This is a genomic window from Cellulophaga sp. F20128 (assembly GCF_023015805.1).
GTDB lineage: Bacteria > Bacteroidota > Bacteroidia > Flavobacteriales > Flavobacteriaceae > Cellulophaga.
This window is the reverse complement of the sequence record NZ_JALKBA010000007.1, coordinates 77,452-101,055: the sequence shown is the minus strand read 5'-3', so window position 1 is coordinate 101,055 and position 23,604 is coordinate 77,452. Positions and strand designations below refer to the sequence as shown.

At 37.1% G+C, this 23,604-nt stretch carries 13 protein-coding genes; 4 read left to right on the top strand and 9 right to left on the bottom strand.

Annotated features, from left to right (window positions below):
* Window positions 1–62: 62 nt before the first annotated feature.
* The 6 genes from MWU65_RS08960 to MWU65_RS08935 are packed head-to-tail and all read right to left on the bottom strand — an operon-like array spanning window position 63 to window position 8,691.
* Complete coding sequence (locus MWU65_RS08960) at window positions 63–1,814, bottom strand: arylsulfatase (RefSeq protein ID WP_247077143.1); 1,752 nt, start codon at window positions 1,812–1,814, stop codon at window positions 63–65.
* Between the two features lie 26 nt (window positions 1,815–1,840).
* On the bottom strand, window positions 1,841–2,578 hold the full coding sequence (locus tag MWU65_RS08955; RefSeq protein ID WP_247077142.1) for a DUF1080 domain-containing protein: 738 nt from the start codon (window positions 2,576–2,578) through the stop codon (window positions 1,841–1,843).
* A 10-nt stretch (window positions 2,579–2,588) separates the two neighbouring features.
* A complete protein-coding gene (locus MWU65_RS08950) occupies window positions 2,589–4,082 on the bottom strand; it encodes an arylsulfatase (protein WP_247077140.1) in 1,494 nt (497 codons plus the stop codon).
* Window positions 4,083–4,089: 7 nt separating this feature from the next.
* Complete coding sequence (locus tag MWU65_RS08945) at window positions 4,090–5,994, bottom strand: sulfatase (protein ID WP_247077138.1); 1,905 nt, start codon at window positions 5,992–5,994, stop codon at window positions 4,090–4,092.
* A 12-nt stretch (window positions 5,995–6,006) separates the two neighbouring features.
* Window positions 6,007–7,185 (bottom strand): putative glycoside hydrolase, encoded by a 1,179-nt coding sequence (locus MWU65_RS08940; RefSeq protein ID WP_247077136.1) that lies wholly within the window; start codon window positions 7,183–7,185, stop codon window positions 6,007–6,009.
* A complete protein-coding gene (locus MWU65_RS08935; RefSeq protein ID WP_247077134.1) occupies window positions 7,186–8,691 on the bottom strand; it encodes a sulfatase in 1,506 nt (501 codons plus the stop codon).
* 423 nt (window positions 8,692–9,114) lie between these two features.
* On the opposite strand from MWU65_RS08935, the gene MWU65_RS08930 reads away from it, so the two are divergent.
* From MWU65_RS08930 to MWU65_RS08915, 4 genes are all read left to right on the top strand, one after another.
* On the top strand, window positions 9,115–12,270 hold the full coding sequence (locus MWU65_RS08930) for a TonB-dependent receptor (protein ID WP_247077132.1): 3,156 nt from the start codon (window positions 9,115–9,117) through the stop codon (window positions 12,268–12,270).
* Window positions 12,271–12,299: 29 nt separating this feature from the next.
* Window positions 12,300–13,985, top strand: coding sequence for a RagB/SusD family nutrient uptake outer membrane protein (locus MWU65_RS08925; protein ID WP_247077131.1), 1,686 nt, complete (start codon window positions 12,300–12,302; stop codon window positions 13,983–13,985).
* Between the two features lie 161 nt (window positions 13,986–14,146).
* Entirely contained in the window at window positions 14,147–15,979 is a 1,833-nt protein-coding gene (locus MWU65_RS08920) for an alpha-L-fucosidase (protein ID WP_247077130.1), read from the top strand.
* A 4-nt stretch (window positions 15,980–15,983) separates the two neighbouring features.
* Window positions 15,984–17,162: a putative glycoside hydrolase gene (locus tag MWU65_RS08915; protein ID WP_247077129.1), complete on the top strand. Its 1,179-nt coding sequence runs from the start codon at window positions 15,984–15,986 to the stop codon at window positions 17,160–17,162.
* A gap of 122 nt (window positions 17,163–17,284) precedes the next feature.
* Here MWU65_RS08915 and MWU65_RS08910 read toward each other — a convergent pair whose 3' ends face one another.
* From MWU65_RS08910 to MWU65_RS08900, 3 genes are read right to left on the bottom strand one after another with little or no spacing between them, the layout of a single operon-like run.
* On the bottom strand, window positions 17,285–20,143 hold the full coding sequence (locus MWU65_RS08910; RefSeq protein ID WP_247077128.1) for a family 16 glycoside hydrolase: 2,859 nt from the start codon (window positions 20,141–20,143) through the stop codon (window positions 17,285–17,287).
* Between the two features lie 18 nt (window positions 20,144–20,161).
* Window positions 20,162–22,069 carry a ThuA domain-containing protein gene (locus MWU65_RS08905; protein ID WP_247077127.1) on the bottom strand — a complete coding sequence of 636 codons (1,908 nt, stop codon included), beginning with the start codon at window positions 22,067–22,069 and terminating at the stop codon, window positions 20,162–20,164.
* A gap of 15 nt (window positions 22,070–22,084) precedes the next feature.
* The gene (locus MWU65_RS08900) at window positions 22,085–23,563 is read right to left on the bottom strand and encodes a sulfatase-like hydrolase/transferase (RefSeq protein ID WP_247077125.1); all 1,479 of its coding nucleotides are present in this window, start codon (window positions 23,561–23,563) and stop codon (window positions 22,085–22,087) included.
* Window positions 23,564–23,604 lie beyond the last annotated feature (41 nt).

Sequence of the window (23,604 nt, the reverse complement as noted above, 5' to 3'; positions counted from 1 at the left end):
CAAGTTGAAGGAGTTGAAAAAATAGGTTGTTACTTGGTTGCAATTAGGTATTAAACATGAGCCTAAATTTCTATTACTTCTGTAAAATACGCGCCACCAACTTCCCCTTTTTCAGTATAAAGATATGTTGTTAGTTGCGTTTTTCCCTTTGGAAGTGCTATCTCAAAAACAACACCTTTACTTCCCGCGGCTACTTTGGATTCCATAACCAATCCAGCAATTTCAATTTTAGCGCTTACGGCATTTACAATCTTATTGGCTTCAGCTGGAAACTGTCTTAGGATAATTTTGTATCTCCCTGCTTTTTTAACATCTACCATCCAAGGGCCGGTAACCTTTGGGAGTTTATGGATGGCTCCAAAATTCCATGGAGGATTACCACTAGCCATATACCAATCTTGTGAGCTTAAGACCACTTTTTTTTCTGTTGGATTTCCTATATCAATGGAAACAGGAGTCATACGAGGCGAAACAGATTTCCAAAAGGGTGGGTATAGTGTACGAAGTTCAGCCACAATTTTGGGATTTTCAGCAGAAACATCGGTTGTCTGTGCCAAATCGGTCTTTATATTGTAAAGTTCTTTGCCATTTATAAGTCGCCAATCCCCTTTCAGGATACAACTATCATCCCAGGCTGTGGGTTGTGCTTTAAAATATGCTCCACCTTGAAATTGAACAATAAGATGATCACGAGTTGCAGTAGCTTCTGGGTTTTTTAGGGAATTTTTAAAGGAAAGTCCATCTGGGTGATGTGTTTCTGGAACAGTGATGTTACATAAGTCTGCCAAGGTTGGCAATACATCAATATGAGCTGTTAATGCCGCAACATCCCTACCACCAGTTAGATTGCCTTGAGGCCAGTGTATAAAAAAAGGCACCCGATGTCCACCTTCATATACTGAGGATTTTTTGCCTCGCATACCTGCATTGAACCCCTGCTTAGGTTCAGAATCCAAACCATTAAAAGCTCCTCCAGCGGCAGTACCGTTATCCGTCATAAATATAAGGATGGTGTTTTCTGCTAAGCCTTGTGATTCTAGTTCCTCTCGCAGTAAACCAACATTATGATCAAAATTGGCAATCATGCCATAAAATTGAGGACCATTTTTCCAAGTTGCTTTTTCTTGGTATGGATCACTCCATTTTGAATCAACTAAATAAGGGCCATGTGGGGCATTTGTAGCTAGGTAGAGGAAAAAAGGCTTCTCTTTATTCTCAGTTATGAATCGTTTTGTTTCATTAAACCAAACATCGGTACAATACCCTTCAAACTTTTCATAGGTGCCATTTCGATCGTAGGTGTCATCAAAATAATCATTTCCATAATAATCTGAAGCTTGTCCTATACCCCCACAACGATGCCAAACCACTTCTTCAAAACCCCTGTCTTGTGGACGATGTGGGGCATTGTCCCCTAAATGCCATTTGCCAACCATAGCGGTTTTATACCCGTTCTGGGAAAATACATTGGCAATAGTTTGCTCATCTGTATGTAACAATGTTCTTCCTGAACTAGTCCGGTAAGCACCTGTTCTACCGGGGTAGCGACCGGTCATTAAAGCGGCTCTTGTGGGTGTGCAAAAAGGACTCACGTGGAAATTAGTCAGCCGAATGGATTCTGAATATAAACGGTCCAAGTTTGGTGTTTTTAAAATGGGATTTCCATGGCTACTCAAATCTCCATACCCTTGATCGTCTGTCATAATTACAATGACGTTCGGTTTCGAATAATTTTCTTGACTTTCTGCTCTTGTTTGAATCCCAAAGAAGGCAATCAAAACTGATAAAAATGCTTTAAGTTGATAACGATTCATTTTCTATTTTTTTACTTAGTCGTTCTTTATTTTGTGCTAGCTAACTCCTGGATTCGTATGTTTTTATAAGTAATTTCGGCACCTTCAGCTTGTAACAAGATACTGCCTTTGGTTAGGGGCGAATCATCATCCTTTAAGAAATCCTTAATTTCATTTACCAAATGCCCGTTGACATAGAATTTTGCCGATTCTGAACCACGAACTTCTAGGCGTACAAGATTCCATCCCTTATTTTCATAATTATTGAATTTTATGTTGCGCAAGTATTTTTGTTTTTGTGAGGAATCAATGAATTTAGTTGTTCCGTCTTCTAGCACAACGGAAACTTTAGGCCCTTTTATAACCCATAAATCCCCCGTGTCACCTTCTTGTATTTGACACTCCAAGGATGAAGGCCAAATTTCATTTCTGTTTTTTTGAATATGAAATAGTATTCCTGCATCCCTTTTTTCTTTAGCCCTTGGTTCAAACTTTCGCTTACCCCATTTGTATTTAAATTCAAGATTGTAATAGCCGTATTCCTTCTTTGTAACAATCATCCCAAAAGGTGCTTTTTTATCTTCCCAATCAAATAAAGCCTTTATTTTCTTACCTTTTACCTCAAATATTTTCTGATTTCTTACTGTTTTAGAAGGTGTTATTTGATAATAAGTTTCGGATTTAAAAGGGTTTTCCCATATAGTGTTAGATCTATTACTTTCTTGAGCAGAAAGCATATGAAATGTGATGAAAAAGTAAAAAGTAAAAAATAGTGCTACTCTCATTTTTATGCTTTTAGTTAAACTCTGGGTGCCAAGCTGGTATCCCTTGTTCCTTTAATTGTTTGTAATAGCGAGTATGCAAAGGTTGTGTTGCAACTTTATCGCGGTTTTCATTCACCATTAAGGGTAAAGAAGTTTTCCACCAACGATCATACGGGGCCTTAAACTTCGCTAGAATATCAGCATTCGATGCTGCAACATTTGTGGTTTCCCCTGGATCTATAGAAATATCGTATAGTTCTTTATTGTTTACAAAGCGCCATTGCTGTGTACGTATAGCGAATTTCTTGTATTTTGCCTCTGATGTTTCGCCAGTATCCCATCTCCCACAATGGGTAAATAACATGAGATCTTCCCATGATTCTTCAGTATTTTCTAGTAAGGGCAAAAGGGATCTGCCTTCAAGAGGCTGCATTTTTTTTGGTAATTTGGCACCAGCCAAGTCAGCAAAGGTTTTGTAAATATCGATATGAGCCGTAAGGGCATTGATATCCTTTCCTTCTGATAATACGCCTTTCCAATACCAAAAGAAAGGAACGTGGTTTCCGCCTTCATAGGGTGAATTTTTACCGCCTTTTAAACCCGCATTAAAATGAACTACTTTCTCTCCGTTTAAGGAACCTCTTAAATGTGTGCCACCATTGTCTGTGGTAAAGATTACAAGGGTATTGTCTAAAGCATCCCACTCTTTTAGTTTGTTCATAAGCATCCCAAAATTAGCATCAATATTCTCTATCATGCCATACCTACCAGCGGTTCCTTTATCATACCCCAAATCTAAAAAACGTTTGGTATAGGCCTCGGGTGCAATAAGCGGTGCGTGCGGTGCATTTAAAGAAATATAGGTAAAATAAGATTTTTGAGCTTCAAGTTGCTTTTTTGTCCAAGCCAAGGCGGCATTAAAAAAGACATCGGTACAAAAACCTTTGGTTTTAACAATGGTTTGGTTGTGTAGCAAGACATTGTCAAAATACAAATTTTCCTTGTTTGGGGGAAAATCTCCCAAAGATACCTGCCCTATGCCTCCGGCGCCATGCATTAAAACCTCGTCGAAACCGCGATTTTGTGGAAGATATTCTTCACCATCGCCCAAATGCCATTTTCCAAAAAGTCCAGTGTTATAGCCAGCCGATTGTAATACCTGTGGTAAGGTATGAACATCCAAAGCCATTCTTTCGCGCTCCAAAATGGTGTGGGTAACACCCACTCTAAATTCGTGGCGGCCGCTCATTAAAGCAGCTCTCGTTGGCGCACATGTTGGACTTACATGGTATTCTGTAAATCGGGTCGATTTTTTATAGAAAGCATCAATATGTGGGGTTTTTACAACCTTGTTCCCCATACAAGACAAATCGCCCATGCCCTGGTCATCTGTCATTACAAAGATAATGTTCGGTCTGCTGTTTTTTAGAGAGTTATTCGTTTTTTGAGCATTGCTAATTTGAACCAAAAAAAGGTAGCACAAGCAACAGATTACAACTGAGTTCTTTATGATTTTAATTTTCATAGTTTAATTAGTTTATTTTATGAAATTTACTTTTCACAATAAACTTGTTTTTATCTATTAGAATAATACCGCACTCTAACGCCTCTTTAGGAACTGATACAGTGTATGCTAATCCATTTTCACTACTTTCAACAGGCACTTTTATATAAGTTGTACCATGTTTTCCGAGTTTTCTTTTAGTACCATTCTTATCAAAACTTGGAGGGTCGCCTATTTTTATAAGTGCATAGCTTTCAGTTACGTCCGTTTTTCCATTTACTAATGTAACAGAAAGTTTATTTGTTTTGGAGTCAAATGAATCAATTTCCACAATAGGAATAGAAGCTATATTTTGTTTTTCGGAAGCATCTTTAGTTTTTAAAGGATCCTTATAAGGAAGTTTAGCATCATAATCTTTTAGATATTTCTCTAATTTTTCAGACAACGCCTTAACAACTTCAGGTGATTTTGATGCTATATCAAATTTCTCCTCTAAATCTACTCTTTTTCCATTGTTGTACAATTGATACAATTCGTAATTACCTTTTAGATGGTTTTTGTACAACTTAAAATCACCTGCTCTTATGGCAGATTGCATTTGATGATCTTGATTATGGGGAAAATGCCACCATAAATCTTCTCTCGCTTTTCCATTTTTACCTTTAATGTTTTTCTCATTATTTAGTAAAACTCCAGAAATATCTAAGCCATCTAAATCTGAACTATACTCAGTTGCTATTTTACTTTGCGTAAGATTTAAAATCGTAGGGTAAAAATCTAACTGATTTATTAAATAATCAAATGTTTTTCCTTTTGGAAGATTTGGTCCTGCAATAACCATTGGTACTCTAATTCCTCCTTCTTGAGCGTATTTTTTACCTTCATCTAAAGGAGCATTATCTGTAACAATATCTCTATTTGCTCTTTCAACACCTCCATTATCAGAAGAGAAAAATATATAAGTAGTCTCATATAATTTTTTTCCAGGATTTCTTGGGTCGTCTGTTTTCTTTAATAAATCTACTATACGACCTAAACTCCAATCTAAAGTAGTAACCATAGCTCCATAGTAAGGATTTGTTTGTCCTTCTGTGGTAACAGGAATGTCTTTGGTAGGAAAATCTACTCCTAACTTATCACTGTAATATTGTAATAATTCCTTGTTTTTAGTGTGAATAGGCGCGTGTACCAACCAATGTGCTAAATACAAAAAGAAAGGTTCTTCTTTACTTTGCCTTATGAATTTTAGAGCATTCTCCGTAACATCGTCTTTTGGATAAGAAATACCATTTGGAGATTCTGTAGTAAATGGAGGATATTTTTCGTCACTTAAGCGATATTTGTCATTCTTTGCATACGTTGCAAACTCAGTTAAACGATTGCCAGGATTTTTAGGGCCTTGGTGAGCTCCTCTCGATTCATGTACAAAATCGAATCCTTGATTTGATGGGCTTTGAATTTTAAGACCACCAGCATGCCATTTTCCAACATGTCCGGTTATATATCCATTCTTTTTTAAAGATTCTGCTATAGTAAAATTTTCAGGCATAAGCCCTATTGGGTAGTATGGCGCTACATAATTTGTATATCTAGCTGACGGAACATCCCCTCCAGACACATGTGTAATTCCTGTTTTGGCTGGGTGTAATCCACTTAAAAGAGCACATCTGGATGGTGCACATGTTGGTGCGGGAGAATAGGCGTTTGTGAAATTTATTCCTTCTTTTGCCAACTTTAAAAGATTGGGTGTTTCCCAAGGCGTTGGAGCATCCAAGTCATTTAGTTGCGTGTCTTGCCAACCTAAATCATCCGCATAAAAAATAATAATATTCGGTTTTACTTCATCTTTTTGACCACTTACCTTACACTGAATAAACAATAGCAATACAAGTATCCATGCACATTTGAGTCCGCCTAATTTAATTCGTTTCATAAAGTATTGTTTTTATTTCCAATGTAACACCGCTTTTTGCTGCTCAATATCTAGCCAAACATCTACATATTCAAAGGATCTTGTATAGACATATCCTTCCTTTTTTGCCGCTGCTTTTGGTGGGCCTAACTTCCTATTATATTGCGGAAATGTTTTCATCCAAATACTCGATTTTTCTATGCCATATCCGTCATGCGGATATACATAACTGTACTTTTCTGCACAGACCAAGAATATGGCCAACAGGTAGTCTATCCGTTCTTTAATTTTTTCAGTATTCTGAAGCTGCCCTCTTTTATCGTCAAAACCTATTTCGGAATTTTGCAAGGCTTTGCCTATCCCTAGAGACATGGCAATGATATTCCCGTTTTGTGCTGCGTTTTGAACGGCTTGGATCCCTTTGGAAAGATACTCTGCATAGGTCATTCCAAAATTTTCATGTTCAAAACCTTCTATATAAGATCCGTTAAAAAATTTTAAATATTCTTGCCCTTCATCCTTAAATTCGGGTCGAACACGAATTATGTTGGCAATAAGTAAGTTGTCTTTTCCGAAACGATCGTGTAACTGTTGCATCATGGAAAGGTAACCCAACTCAATTTCTTTTTGTTTTTCTGTGCCCACCCTGCTATTAAAAAATGCGGGAACCAAGGCTTTAATATTGGCGTCTAAAAATACTCCGTCAATATGGGGATTGTCGGTGACTTTTCTTATATGGTTTAGCCAATACGAACGAATATATTCCTGTGAAATATCAAAAAAACCAGTTTTGCCATTCGGCATTAAGGCTTTTTTTTCATCTGCATTTCTAAGAAGTGCATCAGGGTATTCTTTTAGAAATACTTCATCTTCTTTATAGGCCCCCCAATTGATAACTACATTTTTATAGTATAATATTTTGGTTTTAGGATTTATCATTTTAACAGCTTTTGCAGCTTCAATGGTACCGGACTCTGTAGAGCCATAGGTTTTACTTCCTGTAGTTTTTTCAAAAGTGATCAAGGGGAATTTAGCTAAAAAGGCAACTTCTTTCTTATTGAAAGCTGTACCTTTTCTAAGGTGCATATAAAGCGGCATGGTATCCCAAGAAAATTCAGGAAAATTCTTCTGATTTGTAACGGTTTTCTTTTCTTGTGTTGTGCCTAGATTGTGACAGAGAATTACCATTAAAAGTGCGAATTTGTAGTTCATCTATTTGTCTTTACTAGGTTTGTTTCCTTCAGCTAGATTCTCTTTTTTATTCCACGAAATTGTTTTGTCAAACAACACGCCATAGCGTTCATAATCATTATAGGGAACACTTTCTTTTTTCCATAGTGCTAATTCCTTGGCATATTTTGTGCGCATGATAGCGAGCTCTGAACTGTAGTTAGCATCGGTGGCACAGTTTTTAAGTTCTAAGGGATCGTTTTTTAAATCAAATAATTCTTCAACAGGCTCCATTCCTTTTCCATACCACCAATAGGTATACTTCCATTGTTTGGTAAGGCAGCTAAGACTATGCGTGGCTATAGGACCATATACATTGATAAATGCCATTTGATTTCGAATGTCTTTTTTTGGGTTTTTTAGAATGGGGACAAGACTTTTTCCGTCCATATTTTCTGGGATGGGAAGGCCTGCCAATTCTAAAATGGTAGGCGCAAAATCAATGTTTCCTGTTAGCGCATTTGTTCTTAATTTTTTGCCCGAGGTTTTGGATCGTGGGTCATAAATAAGTAGTGGTACACGTGATGATTCTTCCATAGGTAATACCTTGGAACCATACCCATGAGAGCCATTAATATAGCCGTTATCACTGGTGTAGATAATTACAGTATTATCAGAAATTCCCATCTTTTCCAGTTCATCTCGTATCATTCCAATAGCTACATCTATGGCATAAATTTGTTGGTAATATTTTTGCATCTCACCATCGTAGTCGGTATCGTAATGCCATTCTGTAAACCTAGGATATTGCCGGCCAGATTTACTTTGTTCAGAAAGGTGTTTTGCATATTCTCGTCCAAAATTACCGGGTTTGGTAAATGTTTTTCCTTGATAAATGGAATCAAATTTTGGGTCAGGAGTTGCTGGTTTGTGTGGTGCTTTAAAACTGATGGATAAACAGAACGGTTTGTTTAATTTTACAGATGCCGCAATAACATCTTGTCCAAAAGCACCGTAGGATAAGGTAGAATGTGGATATTTTTCTGCATATTTTTGCATCGATTTATTTGCAGCGGTTTTATAACTAGATTGCCCAGGAGCACCTCCCCAAAAATCAAAATCATCTTCACAAAGGCCTTTGCCTTCAACCTCAAATCCAAATTTACCAGCAAAAGCCGATATGTATCCGGCTTCTTTTAAAAGGACCGGGTATGATTTTAGCCACACCTCAGGCTTCATATTGCCGTGGTTAAAATTAGTACCTGTTTTATATTCATACATTCCGGTCATTACAGAGGCTCTACTAGCCATACATATAGATGTGGTATTGTAGTGCTTGTCAAAGATGAGTCCGTCATTTCCCAACTTGTCCATATGAGGAGTAAGAACTTCAGAATTACCATAACAACCTACAGATAATGTGTTTTGGTCATCGGCCATTAGGTAGATAATATTAGGACGAATATTAGTAGCTTCCGATTGCCCAGTTAGAAACTGTACAACAAATAGTAATGTAAACCCCAAAAGTCCTTTTATTGTAATTGTCATAGTTACATCTTAATTGCAGTTTGGTTACATCCAAGAGTTAGTCTAGAAATGGTATTTATTTCTCCTGTATATACCTTGTTTTAGTTTGTTGTTTCTTGAGTTCAAATTAGGGTATTTTTAGTAAAGTTATTGACTCTATTTCGTCTTAATCTTGCTCTATTCTCGCATAAACAAGAGTATTGAAATCAGATTGTTTTATATAGAGCTAAAATGCAATAAGGTAAACTGCCCCACAATTCTTGTTTATTCTTTGCTAGAAAATAAATACAACATTGCGAATTATTCTCATACCTCAATTATGGAATGTAGTAAATAAGGGTTGCAGGCTATTGTTACACAATATGAGCAAACATATGAGTGATTACAGAAACAGTAGGTTTAATAAATAGGATACATTCGTTTTAACTAATTAAACTAAATTTTATGAAAAGAATACTAACTATTTTTCTTGTTATGCTATCTGTTTCTGTTTTTTCTCAGGAGAAACGGATTACAGGTAATATTACAGGAGAATCAGGAGAACCTTTATTAGGAGTTACTGTTATTGTTAAGGGAACTGCAAGGGGAACTACTTCAGACTTTGATGGAAATTATGCCATTACTGCTAAGACTGGAGATACATTAGTTTTCACCTTTATAGGTATGGAAAGCAAAGAAGTTGTTGTTGGAGATGGTGTTACAATGTATGTGGTTTTAACCAACTCTAGCGAGGAATTAGAAGAAGTTGTTGTTGTGGGTTACGGAAGTGTGAGAAAAAGTGATTTAACAGGTTCCGTATCTTCTGTAAAGGCAGAGGAGATTTCCAAATCTGGTGCTGTAGGTTTAGACCAGGCACTGGCGGGTAGAGCCCCTGGTGTTTTGGTAACTCAGAGTTCTGGGGAACCAGGAGCTGGAGCTTCAATTAGGGTTAGAGCGGTGAGCTCCTTAAATGGAAGTGAACCATTGTATGTTATAGATGGTATTCCTATGGATAATACAAGTGCTGGAGGATTAGGTAATCAAGACGTAGAAAGTTCTTCTATGAGTCCATTGTCAATGATTAATCCGTCGGATATAGCATCTGTAGAGATTTTAAAGGATGCATCTTCAACGGCTATTTATGGTTCTCGTGGAGCTAATGGTGTTATATTAATTACGACAAAAAAGGGAAAAACAGGAAAGGGAGTTATTACTATAGAACAAGAATATGGTATTACAGAGGTTCCTAATTTCATAGATGTCTTAGAATCAAATGACTATTATATTTTAAATAGAGAAGCTTTTACAAATGTAGGTAATGCTATTACAGAGCCAGAACAAATAGTGCGATTAGATTCTGCTAGAGCCGGTTTAATACCAAGTAGTAATTGGCAAAAAACAATAATACGTACGGGAACCACTTCAAATACGAATGTGAATTTTAGTGGTGGAAATGAGGAAGTTCGCTATTTAATTTCATCGAACCTACTAAATGCAAAAGGGGTTGTAGAAAGTACAGATTATAAACGGGCTTCAACACGGATTAATCTGAATGCTAATATGTCTGAAAGATTTACGGTAGGGACTACAATAAATTATTCGCATGTAACGTCTAACCAATCTGCGATTAGTACAGGTGTAAATAATTTGAGAGGAGCTACAAGTGCTATCGTTAGAGCCCTTAGAGCTGCGCCTACAACAGGGCTTCTAGCCGATGATGAGGATGAAGGAATAGAACTTTGGACACCTGTTACAGCATTAGAAGCCAATCGATATAATAATTTACTCACACAATTTATCGGAAGTGTCAATGCGGAGTATAGCTTTACTGATGCTTTATCCTTTAAAACAACCTTTACCTACCAAAATAGAAATACAGCACAGCGTTATTATCAGTACAATATTTTACCTAATAATGTTGCCGAAGGGGGAAGGGCAAAGACTGGAGATGTAAGGGTAACAACTTCTTCAATAACAAATACCTTAAACTTTAATAAACAATTAGGAAAACGCAATAGGATAAATGCGGTTGTTGGACAGTCTTTAGAATCGTTTGAAACCGAAGGAATTTATGTTTCAAATTATGGGTTTGCCAATGATCTTCTAACCTATTATGATCCTGGTTCTGCAACGTTTTTTGATCCAGATGTGGTGCGGTATTCGTCCAATAAATTAGCTTCAGTTTTTGGAAGAGTAAATTATACATATAACAATAAGTATTTATTTACCTTGACGGGTAGGTATGATGGATCTTCAAAATTTGCTGCCAATAATAAGTGGGCATTTTTTCCAGCAGCAGCTTTTGCATATAAACTTTCAGAAGAGAATTTCTTAAAAAATAATGAGACAGTATCGGAGTTAAAACTGCGATTGAGTTACGGTATGGCAGGAAATCAAGCTATTGGTACCTACCAGTCTTTAGATCAATATGCCAGTGGTTTAACTCCTTTTAATGAGGCTACCACTACTATATATTATCAGAATCAATTGCCTAGCCCAAATTTAACATGGGAGACTACCACACAATTAGATGCGGGAATAGATATGGGATTTTTCAGAGATCGGTTTACGGCTACTTTAGACTATTATAAAAAAACAACAGACGACTTGTTATTTGCAGGCAATAGAATTCCAGTACAGTCTGGACAGGGTACATTTACCGAAAATTACGGTTCATTAGAAACAAATGGGTACGAATTGGCATTTAATGCTAGACTTGTTAGTAACGATAATTTTTCTTGGACACTAAATGGCAATATTGCTACCGGAAAAACCAAGGTAAAAGATATGGCCTCTGATTATCTATTTAGTGGTTGGGATCCAGGTTATATTTCTGGAGGTACCCAACGTTTGATAATAGGCGAGGAAATAGGATCATTTTTTGGCTACAAAAGAACTGGAATTGCTCAGTTTGATGATTTTGTGGAATTTCAAGGACTGAGCAATCAGGAACGCGTAGATCTTTATCAGCTAACCCCAAATGCCACTTATACATTTGTAGATGGTTATAACGGAGGTTATCCTTCGGTTACTGCCAACGCCCGCCCTGGGGAGCAATTGTATGAGGATGTTACACCAGACGGTGAAATAACAGGAGATGATAGAACGGTAATTGGTCATGCCCAACCAGATCTAACCTTTGGTATCAATAATTCTTTTACCATTGGTGGTTTAGACTTTAGCTTTTTTATAGATTCTCAATTGGGTAAGGATATTGCTAATATCCAAAACTACGGATTGTTAGATTTTTCTGGTCGCCAAGGTTTGGCGGTAACAAATGACCGGTGGACTCCAGAAAACCCGAGTACCCTTTGGCCAAGAGTAGATCAAGGTAATAATGGTTCTAATTTGTTTAGCGATCGCTATATAGAAGATGCGTCTTTTGTTCGTTTGCAAAACATTACTATTGGATACAATTTTTCTAGCAAGCTAACCAGAAAATTAAACCTAAATGCATTGCGGGTTTATGTTTCAGGTTCAAATATTGCAATATGGACAGATTATACGGGCTTTAGTCCAGATGTATCTTTACGCGGTTCTGCCACTACCAATTTGGGGCATGACTATGCGGGTTACCCTGCAGGACGTGTTATTAGAATGGGTGTTAACTTAAAATTCTAAAAGAAATGCTAACTAAAAAATTTAAAAAGATGAATATAAAAGTAAAAATAGGCTTATTACTGATTACAGTGATGAGTATATCCTGTGAAGAATATCTTCTTGAAGAACCACCAACTTTCATTTCAGCAAGTAATTATTGGCAAACAGCAAGTGATGCTAGAACAGCCGTCAACGGTGTGTATCAAAAATTGAATGATGTACACAATAGGTTTTGGCCGGTTGTAGACGCCTATACCGATGATCAGGTAAGTAGGACACAGGGAGGTTTTCACAATGCCTTTGGCACACATACTGTAACTCCATCACATCAAATGTTTGAGCAATTTGGGATATACAGTGAATGGTGGATAGGAATTGGAAGAGCCAATAATGTTTTAAAGTTTGTACCAGGGATCGATATGGATGAAACTGAAAAAAATGTAATTCTAGGCGAAGCAAGGGCCTTAAGAGCATTTTACTATTACCAATTGGTTCGTGCCTATGGTGATGTACCCCTTATTGTTGATGCGGTAACTACTGAAGCAGATTTTCAAAAACCCAGAGCTAGTGTAGAAACTATTTATGATGAAATTATTATTCCAGACCTTCAGTTTGCAGAAAATAATTGTACAGACGGTTTGCATGATGGGCATATTACAAAATGGACAGCCAAGTTAATTTTGTCAGAGGTTTACTTAACGCGTGCTGGCCATCGAAGAACTTCTCAAGGTGATTTTATTCAAGGGGATGCCTCCAATTGGGCATTGGCTAGAGATAAAGCAAAGGAGGTTATAGACGATGCTCCTAATTCTTTAAATTTAGAAGGCAAAACAAATGGTGCCAATAGTACTCCGGCTTATGGTATGGCGTGGGATGATAATAACCCATTTACCAAAGAATCTATGTTAGAGTTGTCTTATGTGCAGGTTTTAGGTCTTGGAAACTGGTTGAGTAGGGAGAGCAATGGTACTGGTACGGCAACTGGTTATTGGGGTATAAACCCTAACGCAACACCCTTGACAGCAGAGGGATGGCCAGGAGATTTAAGAAGAGAAACGGATGCAAATCCAGACGGACTGTTTTTTAAGGGAGGCCCTCCAGGTGTTGGTGTTCAACTACCTACACCTGATCTATATGATGCTTTTGAAGATGGTGATGAAAGACGTGATTTTAGTGTTATGACAAGGTATGAAACCCCCTCAGGGAGACCTTATCTCTGTCAGCCTACCTTTAGAAAATTTATAGATATCTCTTATTATACAGGAGAAGAAGGAACTAGTTTTCAATACACCAATTCTAATATTGTTTTGTATCGCTTTGCAGATGCCTTATTAATTTATGCAGAGGCACAGAACGAAGCGGATGGTGCACCAAATGCTGCTTCATATACTGCTGTGAATGCGCTTAGAAATAGAGCGGGATTGGATAATTTAACAGCAGGCCTATCACAGCCAGATTTTAGAGCCGCGGTTTGGCAAGAAAGACGGGTGGAGTTAAATGCAGAGTTTAAGCGTAAGTTTGATTTGATTAGAACCAATAGGCTAGTCACCGAAACTACCAATATTAACTTAGATTGGACTGCAGATCAGGGCTCTCTGTCTGATTATGTTAATTGCTATACGCCTTTTTATAATGATAGACCCCAATGGCCAGATAATGAATGGCTATTTCCAATTCCTCAGTCAGAAATTGATTTAAATATTGACAACGGTTGGATGCAGAATGAAGGGTATTAACCCCAAATAAAGAATTGAGCTTTAAAAGGCATTACCTAATGGTTTTAATGCCTTTTAGTTCACCGCTTATTACAACTTGTTTTTAAAAAAAATGGGATAGGTTAATCCTGGTTTTTTCTAAAAACACAGGCCATACTTATGAAAAAAAATATAATTAAATAATGAAAAAAATTCAATTTATGCCCATACAAATAATACTGCAAAGGAAAACGAGACTTACTTTATTGTTAATCGTATCCTCCCTTCTTTTTTGTTGCAATGCTTTTGCACAAGAGAAGTCGAAAAATATGGATGAAATGTGGGGAGATGCAACAGCCTCTTCGGACGCCTTAAGAACAGGGAAAGCAAAACTTTTTGACGAGGGCAATTTTGGGATGTTTATCCACTGGGGCTTATTCTCAAAACTTGCAGGTGAATGGAAAGGCAAAACGTATTACGGAATTGGAGAATGGCTTATGAACCCAAGGGTTGCCAATATTCCGCCTGCAGAGTATATGGAAACAGCCAAAAGCTTTAATCCTAAAGATTTTGATGCCAAAAAAATAGCGCAACTGGCAAAAGACGCAGGAATGAAATATATTATTATCACAAGCAAACACCATGATGGATTTGCTATGTTCGATTCTAAGGCAAGTGATTTTAATATTGTAGATGCATCCCCCTTTGCCCGTGATCCTATGAAGGAACTCTCTAAGGCTTGTCATGATATTGGCCTTGGTTTTGGGTTTTATTATTCACACAACCAAGATTGGACAACCCCGGGAGCAACTGGAGGGCCAAAAGTAGATGAAGAGGGTAAGGCCGCAGATTTTGAAGACTATTTTTATAATAAATGTAAACCTCAAGTTAAAGAGATTTGTACCAATTATGGCGATATCGATTTTGTTTGGTTTGATACCCCAGGAGCTATAGAGAAAAAATATGTTACGGAACTGGTAGATATGGTGAAGGAACTACAACCTAATGCCATGATGTGCAGCAGGGTAGGTCATGGCCTTGGAGATTATGCGAGTATTGGAGATATGCAAGTACCCACCAAAAATTTACCAGGGTTGTGGGAAACTTGTGATACCAATAATGATTCTTGGTCTTATGCGTGGTATGATAATAATTTTAAAAAGCCAGAAGAAATATTAAACAGACTAATTTCAACTGTTGGGAGAGGGGGGTCTTATTTGTTTAATGTTGGACCTGATGGTTTGGGTGTAGTACCCGAAATTGGACAAAATTTTTTAGAAGAAACAGGAGCGTGGATTAAAAAATATCCTCAAGTAATTTACAATGCAGGAAGTTCACCTTGGCAGCATGCCTTGCCTTGGGGAGATGTCACTACAAAAGATAATTCTTTGTTTCTTTCTGTTTTTGATTGGCCACAGGATGGTAAATTGTACCTGCCAGGTTTAGAAAGTGATATAGAATCGGCTACTATTTTGAATTATGCCTCTGGTAAAAAGTTAAAGTATACCGTAGAAAATAATTGGATAGTCTTTGACGTTCCCTATAAAAAACCGGATGCTTTGGTAACTGTAATAGAAGTTAAACTAAAAACCCAAGCTTCTAAAACAGTAGTGAAAACAAATTTAGGGGTATATCCTAATATCGAAACAACATTACTTACACAATTTGGTGAAGTTAATAATGCAGAGCATAATGAAATTCGTTGGATGGAGAAGTTTGGCGAATGGAAACACGCGGACCAGGTCAATAATTGGAAAGAAGATGGAAGTATAACTTGGACCGTTAATGTACAGCAACCAGGATTGTATTATATAGACTTATGTTATAAAGGAAGTGGTCGTTTGGTCTGGAAAACAGTGACAGATGAAGGGGTGAAGGTTCAAAATCAACAAGCCGCTACCGAAAAATTTGTTTTTTACAATATGGGCATCATAGAATTTAAAACACCTGGAATTCACACTATTTCAACCTCATTGATTGAAGGCGATCCTGAAACATCAGGCTTAAAATCGATGAAACTAAAACCTATAAATTAGGCCTATGAATCTGCGGGATAAAAATACTGTTTTAAAAAGCCTTTGTTGTGTTTTTTTACTTGGGCTTTCTAGTTGTAATACAGCTAAAATAGAGACTAGGTTACCCCAACAAAAAAACGAGGTATATCCAATTTTTAGTTGGGAAAAAGTGCCAATAGCATTTCATTTTGGTAAAGCAGGGGATTTAACCCAGGATGAAGCAAAATTTATTACTTCTAAGTCAAATTTTATCGTATTGGAAAAAGGACATGGCTTGCCAACCTATAACAATACCGAAGATGGCATTGCGCAAGAAGCTATAAAATTAAAAAAGTTGAATCCCAATATGAAAGTCATTTTCTATTGGAATGCCTTTTTGGATTATTCCATGTATAAAGCACATGCTGTTTATGAAAGTCACCCAGAATGGTGGTTAAAAACGAAAGACGGCAACTATGATCTAAAAAATGGAAGTATTAAACGGTACGACCTGTCTAATCCTGAAGTCCGAAAATGGTGGGTAGAAACTGCAAAAAAGGAAGTTTTAAATGGCCCTACCGATGGTGTTTTTATGGACGCTTTTATTCAGGTTGCAAGTAAAGATAATATCAAGCTTTGGGGCCAAGAAAAGTACGACGCTATGCAACAAGGATTAAAGGATCTCATCACAGAAACACGCCAGGCCTTAGGGAGTGAGAAACTTATTGTTTATAATGGGATACGATCTATACCAGACAATAATACCGGCAATAATTTTCCAGAACATACCGATGCTGTCATGATAGAACATTTTGGTATCATTAAAAGTAACTCTAAAGAGAGTATGTTAAAAGACATACAAGAAATGGAGAAAGCAGGCAAGACGGGTAAAATAGTAGTTTTTAAGGGATGGCCTGGTTATGCATGGATCGATAAAGATTTTATGGCAAAACCATTGACGGAAAAGCAACAGATTTCAAAGGAAAACATCACATTTCCACTGGCATCCTTTTTAGTGGGGGCACAAGAAAATTCTTATTTTATTTACAATTGGGGATATCGCTTTAAACATGGAGCTGTAGATTGGTATCCTGAATTTGATAAACCCTTAGGGAAACCATTGCATGATATGAAAGTTAATGGTTGGAAGCTAAAGCGCGATTTTGAACACGCTTCTATTTGGGTTAATTTGGAAACGAAAGAAGCTAAAATTGACTGGAAATAGTAATTTTTGATTTCTCTAGTTCCCTAGAAGGTATTAAATATCTTGTAGCCAGTAAGTATAAAACCATTATTATTTTAAATAATGGTTTTATTTTTATGGGTAGTGTTGTCTACAACAATTGGTTATTTTATGCTGCGGATTTTTATGTTTCTCCATCCCATTGAAAATTGCCTTTCACCGTTAATACCGTGCACTTGTAGCGCTATAAACCCTTTTGGATGGGACTTGTATACTTCTTTATCTATAATATCTTCAATTAAGTGACCATTTACAAAAGTTTGAATTCTTGGGCCGTCTGCAACTATCCTAATTTTATTCCAAGCTTCAGGAATAAAATAATCATGTCCTTTTTCTATTTTTTCTTTTGAGGAAATCCAACCAGTTCCAAGTGCTTCTCCATAAAGTAGACCTGTTGTAATTGAATTTTCGCCCATCTTTCTACGTATTTCTAACTGAGGCCCCCAAACCCTCCCTGCTCTCCATGCTGGATGATTCTTTTCAGTTATTGGACGTACCGAAGAACGAAACTGTATGCCTTGGTTTGTAATATCATCTACTTTAACTTCGCATTCCAATTCAAAATTTTCAAATTCATCAAGAGAGCATAAAAAAGAATTGGCACTTTTTGCCGTGGTTCTTCCAATTATGGCACCATTTTCTACCGAATAACTGTGAGACCCATTCATATGTACCCATCCATCTAAGGTTTTGCCGTCAAAAAGAGAAATCCATTTATTAGGGATTGCAGTACTATTTTTTGGTGTGTTTTTAGTATCGTTGTTTTCTGGCAAAGCAAATACCATTACAGAATCACCAGAAGGTGTATTGTTTTTGCCTCCTCCACCAGCTACTATTGCTATGTATTGTCTCCCGTTTTGCATAAAAACACTTGGGGTTGCATAGCCACCAGCGGGTAATTTGTACTCCCATAAAATACGACCTCGGCTTTTCTCGAAAGCTCTAAATTTTTCATCGGCCGTAGCAGCGATAAAAATAAGACCTCCAGCAGTTGCAACAGCCCCACCGTAATTTAAGGTGCCCGTATTGCGTATGTTTTGTTTCACAAGTTCAGGATATTCTCCTAAAGGTTTTTTCCAAACATAATCACCGCTAGACATATCAATAGCATTTAATGTTCCCCAAGGTGGTTTAGTTCCAGGGTACCCATTTTGATCTAGAAAAAGACTGTACCCTGTATGTAAGTATCGTGTCTTTGTGCCTGAATTACTCTTTTTATCTTTTACCAAGGAATCATTACCAGCAATGAATTCAGTAATAGCATCAAGTTCTTTGGTTGTTAATTGTGAAAAAGAGGGCATTGTATTTTTGCCGTTTTTTATAATTGCTGCAATCTCTTCTTTTGATTTAATCAGGTTGATGACTGCAGGGTATAATGGCGCTATACCCGTTCTATCTATACCGTGACAAGAGGCACAATTATTCAGATATATTTGATGACCAACTTCTAAATTTGTCAATTTAGAAGTGTTTGCAGTTTCGTATACTTTTTTTAATTTTGAGATACTAGCAACATTATTGGCATTCACATAAAGTATATTAGTATACGGATCGTAAGATCCACCTTGCCATTCTACTCCTCCTAAAACACTTGGGCTAGTTAATGTTCCTCTTTCCGAAGGTGGTGTGTATAAACTTGCAGACTTATAAGTATTAAATTCTTTTCTTGCATATTCATTGGATTCGGGAGATATATCCGTTAAATCAGCTTCAGTAATGCCTTGGCGACTTAAAGGAAGGGGCTTAGTAGGCATAGGTTGAGTAGGCCATGCTTCTTCACCATCAATCTCTGATTTTGGAACAGGCATTTCTAAGGTTGGAAAGAGTGGTTTTCCAGTTTCTCTATCCAAAACAAATACAAACCCCATTTTTGTAAGTTGAACAACGGCATCTTTTTTCTCTTTACCATCATCAATGGTTATTAAAATGGGGGCTGAAGGATTATCATAATCCCAAATATCATGATGAACAGTTTGGTAATGCCAAATTCGTTCACCTGTTTTCGCATTAAGAGCCAATACACAATTTCCAAATAAATTTTCACCTTTCCTGTGACCTCCATAAAAATCATAGGCTGGTGACCCAGTAGCTAAAAACACCCAACCGCGCTTTTCATCAACAGTAAAACCGCTCCAAGCATTGGCTCCACCATAGGTTTCATCTTCCTGAAACTGCCAAGTATCAAACCCAAAATCACCTTCTTTAGGAATAGTGCGAAAAACCCATTTAAATTTTCCTGTGATGGCATCGTAAGCCCTAATATTACCGGGTGTAGAATTATATCCTTCAGGCACGCGAGAGCCCACTATTAAAAAGTTTTCATAAATGATGCCTGGAGACGTTACTTCAATGGATGCTTTATTAATATCCATATCTAAATTTTCACGTAAGTCGATATGGCCATTTATTCCAAATGAAGTAATGAGTTTTCCTGTTTTTGCTTCTAAAGCATAGACTCTGTTTTTAACAAAAAGAAAAATGCGTTGGTCACTACCGTCTTTAGAACTCCAATAGGTAACTCCTCTTGTTCTGCCTTTAAAAGCAGTTTGATTTTCATTGTATTTTGAGGAATTAAAAACCCAGACTTCTTCTCCTGTTGTAGCGTCTAAAGCAATTGCATTTAAACTAGGAGATGAAATATACATCAATCCGTCTACAATAATTGGGTTTACTTGAATGGATGAATTTTTTGTAGCATCACCCGTTTGGTATTGCCAAACCAATGCAAGATTATGCACATTAGCAGCATGTATTTGGGCCAATTCAGAGTATTGATTTCCCTTTTTGTCGCCTCTGTAAATAGACCAATCTGTGTAGTTGTCTAGTGGGTCTATATTTTTCTGTATATCAGTCGTCGTTTTTGGTTTTTCTACATGACATGAATAAAAGGATAAGAGAATAAAAGTCAGGAGTAACAGTGACTTAAAAGAAGTTGTAGTAAAAAAGCTATTTTTGTTACTCATATTATGCTTTGTAATAAGTTAATCTAATAAAGGTTGTTTTAAAACGATGCTTTCACTGGTTGGAAAATCAGCCTCCACAAAATTTTCAACCTCAGTACCACTCAACCATTGTAAAGCTCTCACCATTGAATGTTGAAATGCTACACATCGCATACTTGGAGGCCAATCTTGATTCTTCCAGAAATGACCATAGGTAGAACAGTAAACTTTACCTTTTCCATAATTTACAGTCCATTCCATTGGAAAATTTAATGCGGTTTTTTGGTCTTTGGCATAGGATATAACTTCTAAATTTTTGGTTGTACCTCTTAAATATTTATAAATTTCTACGTCAGCAGCCTTCCAGGTTTTTGGCATACCTATATGAATAGGATGATCACCAATGCGAGTTATCAATGGATCTGTTCTAGGGCCGTGTCCTGAGTTTTCACCTTCTCCTTTTGGAATAATCTCTAGTTCTTCCTTGTCATTGATTGTAACAGCTAAACCAGAATCCTTATTTCTCCAGCCCAAACCAATCATTTCATTATACGCAGCCCACCCTTTAAATGCATTGGAAGCACTATGATAGATATAAACACCACCACCTTCATCTACATATTTTTCAAAAGATCGTTTTATATGGACAGGCCATTGCAAATCATTTTCTTTAAAGATATTGTTATACGTTTGAATTACTACGGAATACTTTTTAAAATCAGGATTCCAATTCTCCCAATCGTTTGGATTTTTTTGTTGATTTGGACATGTACTAACGGATACGTTGAACTTTCCAGTGGCTTCCAATATTTGTTGAAGATATTTGGTGTTTGTTTCCCATTGATGATTACTTAAACCGTCAACAATTAGGACTGATATTTTTTTTGGAGCAACAATATCCCTAACTTTTTCAATCTTGATGTCGTCATATAATATACCACCACCAACTTTAAATGCTGTTGAATACAAAGAGAGGGTTATTTCTCCATTGGTTGGGGCAATAAAGTCATAAGTGACCTTTTCCCAACGGGGTGCTTTTGTAGATTTATTTCGGTTTAACCGCAATACTACTTCATTATCAATAAGAATTTCACCTGTTAATGGGTCTTCTTCATCCCAGGATTTATGTCTAGAATAAAGCATTGATAATCGATACGTTTCACCAGGTGAGAGGCTCGTTATAGTTTGCGCAATACCACCTGGGCCATGCCCTCCTAAATCTATCACCCACTTGCCACTGGGTGTTCCAAACCGCTTAATCGCAATAAGGTCAATATTCTCCCGCATAATTAGCCATCCTGGTAATTGCTCCCCATATATATGCGGATTCCCACTTTCACTATCCACTTTCATTTCAAAATCACCATTTACCAAATGCGTATTTACAGGGGGTTTTATGGGTAAACCAGCAGTTATTCGAAGGTTATCAATCACTAGCCCCATATTGCCATTTGTTGTTGAAACAAATTCAATAGTAGCGGTTCCTTTTGCTGTTGATGTAAAGCCAAAACCAATACCACCTATATAATTAGGTGCGGGTGACAAATTACGGAGTGTTGTAACAGTTTTTCCGTTAATGATAATGTTAGCAGTTGCAAGCAGCGTTTCAGTATCTCGTTTTCTGCCTTTTTGATCTGCATATTCAAATTTTAGAGTATAGTCAGTAGATTTTTGAAGTCCTTTTATCGTCTGCTTAATACTCCCAGGTTCACTCCCGTTTAAATCCAGCACTTGATTTCCTTCTACGGCAGAAAACACATTGTTTGTAATCAATTCAACGTTTCCACGAGTAATAGTCCATCCATTTAACTTTTTTACAACCTCATTTTCGCCAGTCACCTTGTCTTTTTCAAACGATGCATTTTTTATTTGTGCTTGTAAAACGAGTATATTACAGCATAGGAATAATGCAATAAGGAATAATTTCTTAAAAGAGTGGTTGTTCATTGGGTATGTAGTTTATTAGTGTTGGCTTTGATTCCAAAGGCGGTATGGATCATCATGTTGTTCCATTTGGTCCAATAATAAAGCTTCCATCTCCGCAAGTTTACTTGCAAATTTTGGGTTAGCTGCCAAATTGGTCTCCATTTCCTTAGTCCTTTTATGTTCAGCGAGATATTCATTTGGGTTTTCTGCAAGGTTAAACAATTGTGTTTCCCGTACAGTACCATCCATAGTGTCGTACTTTATCAGTTTCCAATCTCCTTTCTTTACGCTTCGCATACCAGGTTTTGTACCTCCAGAGTACACACCGTACATAACCTCCCTTACAACCTCTTTTTTACCCTCAATTACTGGTTTTAAACTTATTCCTTCAACGGTTTCAGGCTGTGGAATACCTGCCAAATCACAGAGTGTTGGTAAAATATCAAGCAAATAGGAGTTCCCTTTTAAGCGTTTCCCAGCAGTTATGCCTGGGCCTTTGATAATAAATGGAACGCGCCAAGTATGTTCGTATAAGTTTTGTTTTCCCATTAAGCCATGTCGTCCAATAGACATCCCATGGTCTGAAGTATAGATAATGTACGTATTATCCAATTCTCCCATTTCTTCAAGCTTTTTAAGGACTTTGCCAATTTGAATATCTATATTTTCAGAGCAAGCGTATTCACGCCCTAGCTCATTGCGAACCGTTTGTTCGTCTCTGTTTTTCCATACCCCACTTACCTTGTCTTCATCTCTTAAATTAGGATGACCATGAAAAAATGGGTGTGCTGCAAGGTAGTTGTCTTGTAAAGGAGGTTGTTTACTATTGGCAGGAGGAAGACTTTCTTTATCTTTATGGTTTGTAGCGCCGTACTTGGCGAGCAATTCTGGAGTGCCATCGCGAACATCATGTGGGTGTGAAAAACCAAAATAAATTAAAAAAGGATCTTCTTCTTGTGTTGAATTCCGTCTGTCTAAATAGCCTAAAACTTGTTTTGCATGCCAAGCACTTCCTGTCTCTTCCGTACCTCCTCGTTTGGTAGCGTCATATACCTCGGTAAATTGTGCATTTGCTGCTGCATATGAATTTCCCATTTTACAGGTGCGCATGGTTTTATATCCTGCGCTGTTAAATACTGCGGCCATCGTCTGATTCTCCAAACTATCTGGTGGATTAGGATTTTGAAATTGTTTTCCACGGGAAGGCAAATGCCAAAGGGTTCTTCCGCTCATAATCATATGGCGAGAAGGGGTACACACAGCGCCAGACCAAGATCCCATATGGTAAGCACTTTCTAATACAAGTCCATCTTCAGCCAACTTACTTATGTTAGGCGTTTCTAATATAGATTTAGGATCGTAAACCTGTAAATCAAATGGAGATTGATCATCGACCAAAACGAATAAAAAATTAGGCCGTTTTTCTTCTTTAGGTTGAGTTTTTGCATTTTTACAGTTACAAAACAACAACGATGCAATAGGTATTACTACTACAAATTTTAAAAACTTTTTCATAGGAATATATATTAATGTGAATTGATTAACAACCACTAACT

Excerpts from the sequence above, each read along its gene's own strand:
- MWU65_RS08960 (WP_247077143.1), bottom strand. The coding sequence starts at position 1,814 with ATGAATCGTTATCAACTTAAAGCATTTTTATCAGTTTTGATTGCCTTC.
- MWU65_RS08955 (WP_247077142.1), bottom strand. The coding sequence starts at position 2,578 with ATGAGAGTAGCACTATTTTTTACTTTTTACTTTTTCATCACATTTCAT.
- MWU65_RS08950 (WP_247077140.1), bottom strand. The coding sequence starts at position 4,082 with ATGAAAATTAAAATCATAAAGAACTCAGTTGTAATCTGTTGCTTGTGC.
- MWU65_RS08945 (WP_247077138.1), bottom strand. The coding sequence starts at position 5,994 with ATGAAACGAATTAAATTAGGCGGACTCAAATGTGCATGGATACTTGTA.
- MWU65_RS08940 (WP_247077136.1), bottom strand. The coding sequence starts at position 7,185 with ATGAACTACAAATTCGCACTTTTAATGGTAATTCTCTGTCACAATCTA.
- MWU65_RS08935 (WP_247077134.1), bottom strand. The coding sequence starts at position 8,691 with ATGACAATTACAATAAAAGGACTTTTGGGGTTTACATTACTATTTGTT.
- MWU65_RS08930 (WP_247077132.1), top strand. The coding sequence starts at position 9,115 with ATGAAAAGAATACTAACTATTTTTCTTGTTATGCTATCTGTTTCTGTT.
- MWU65_RS08925 (WP_247077131.1), top strand. The coding sequence starts at position 12,300 with ATGAATATAAAAGTAAAAATAGGCTTATTACTGATTACAGTGATGAGT.
- MWU65_RS08920 (WP_247077130.1), top strand. The coding sequence starts at position 14,147 with ATGAAAAAAATTCAATTTATGCCCATACAAATAATACTGCAAAGGAAA.
- MWU65_RS08915 (WP_247077129.1), top strand. The coding sequence starts at position 15,984 with ATGAATCTGCGGGATAAAAATACTGTTTTAAAAAGCCTTTGTTGTGTT.
- MWU65_RS08910 (WP_247077128.1), bottom strand. The coding sequence starts at position 20,143 with ATGAGTAACAAAAATAGCTTTTTTACTACAACTTCTTTTAAGTCACTG.
- MWU65_RS08905 (WP_247077127.1), bottom strand. The coding sequence starts at position 22,069 with ATGAACAACCACTCTTTTAAGAAATTATTCCTTATTGCATTATTCCTA.
- MWU65_RS08900 (WP_247077125.1), bottom strand. The coding sequence starts at position 23,563 with ATGAAAAAGTTTTTAAAATTTGTAGTAGTAATACCTATTGCATCGTTG.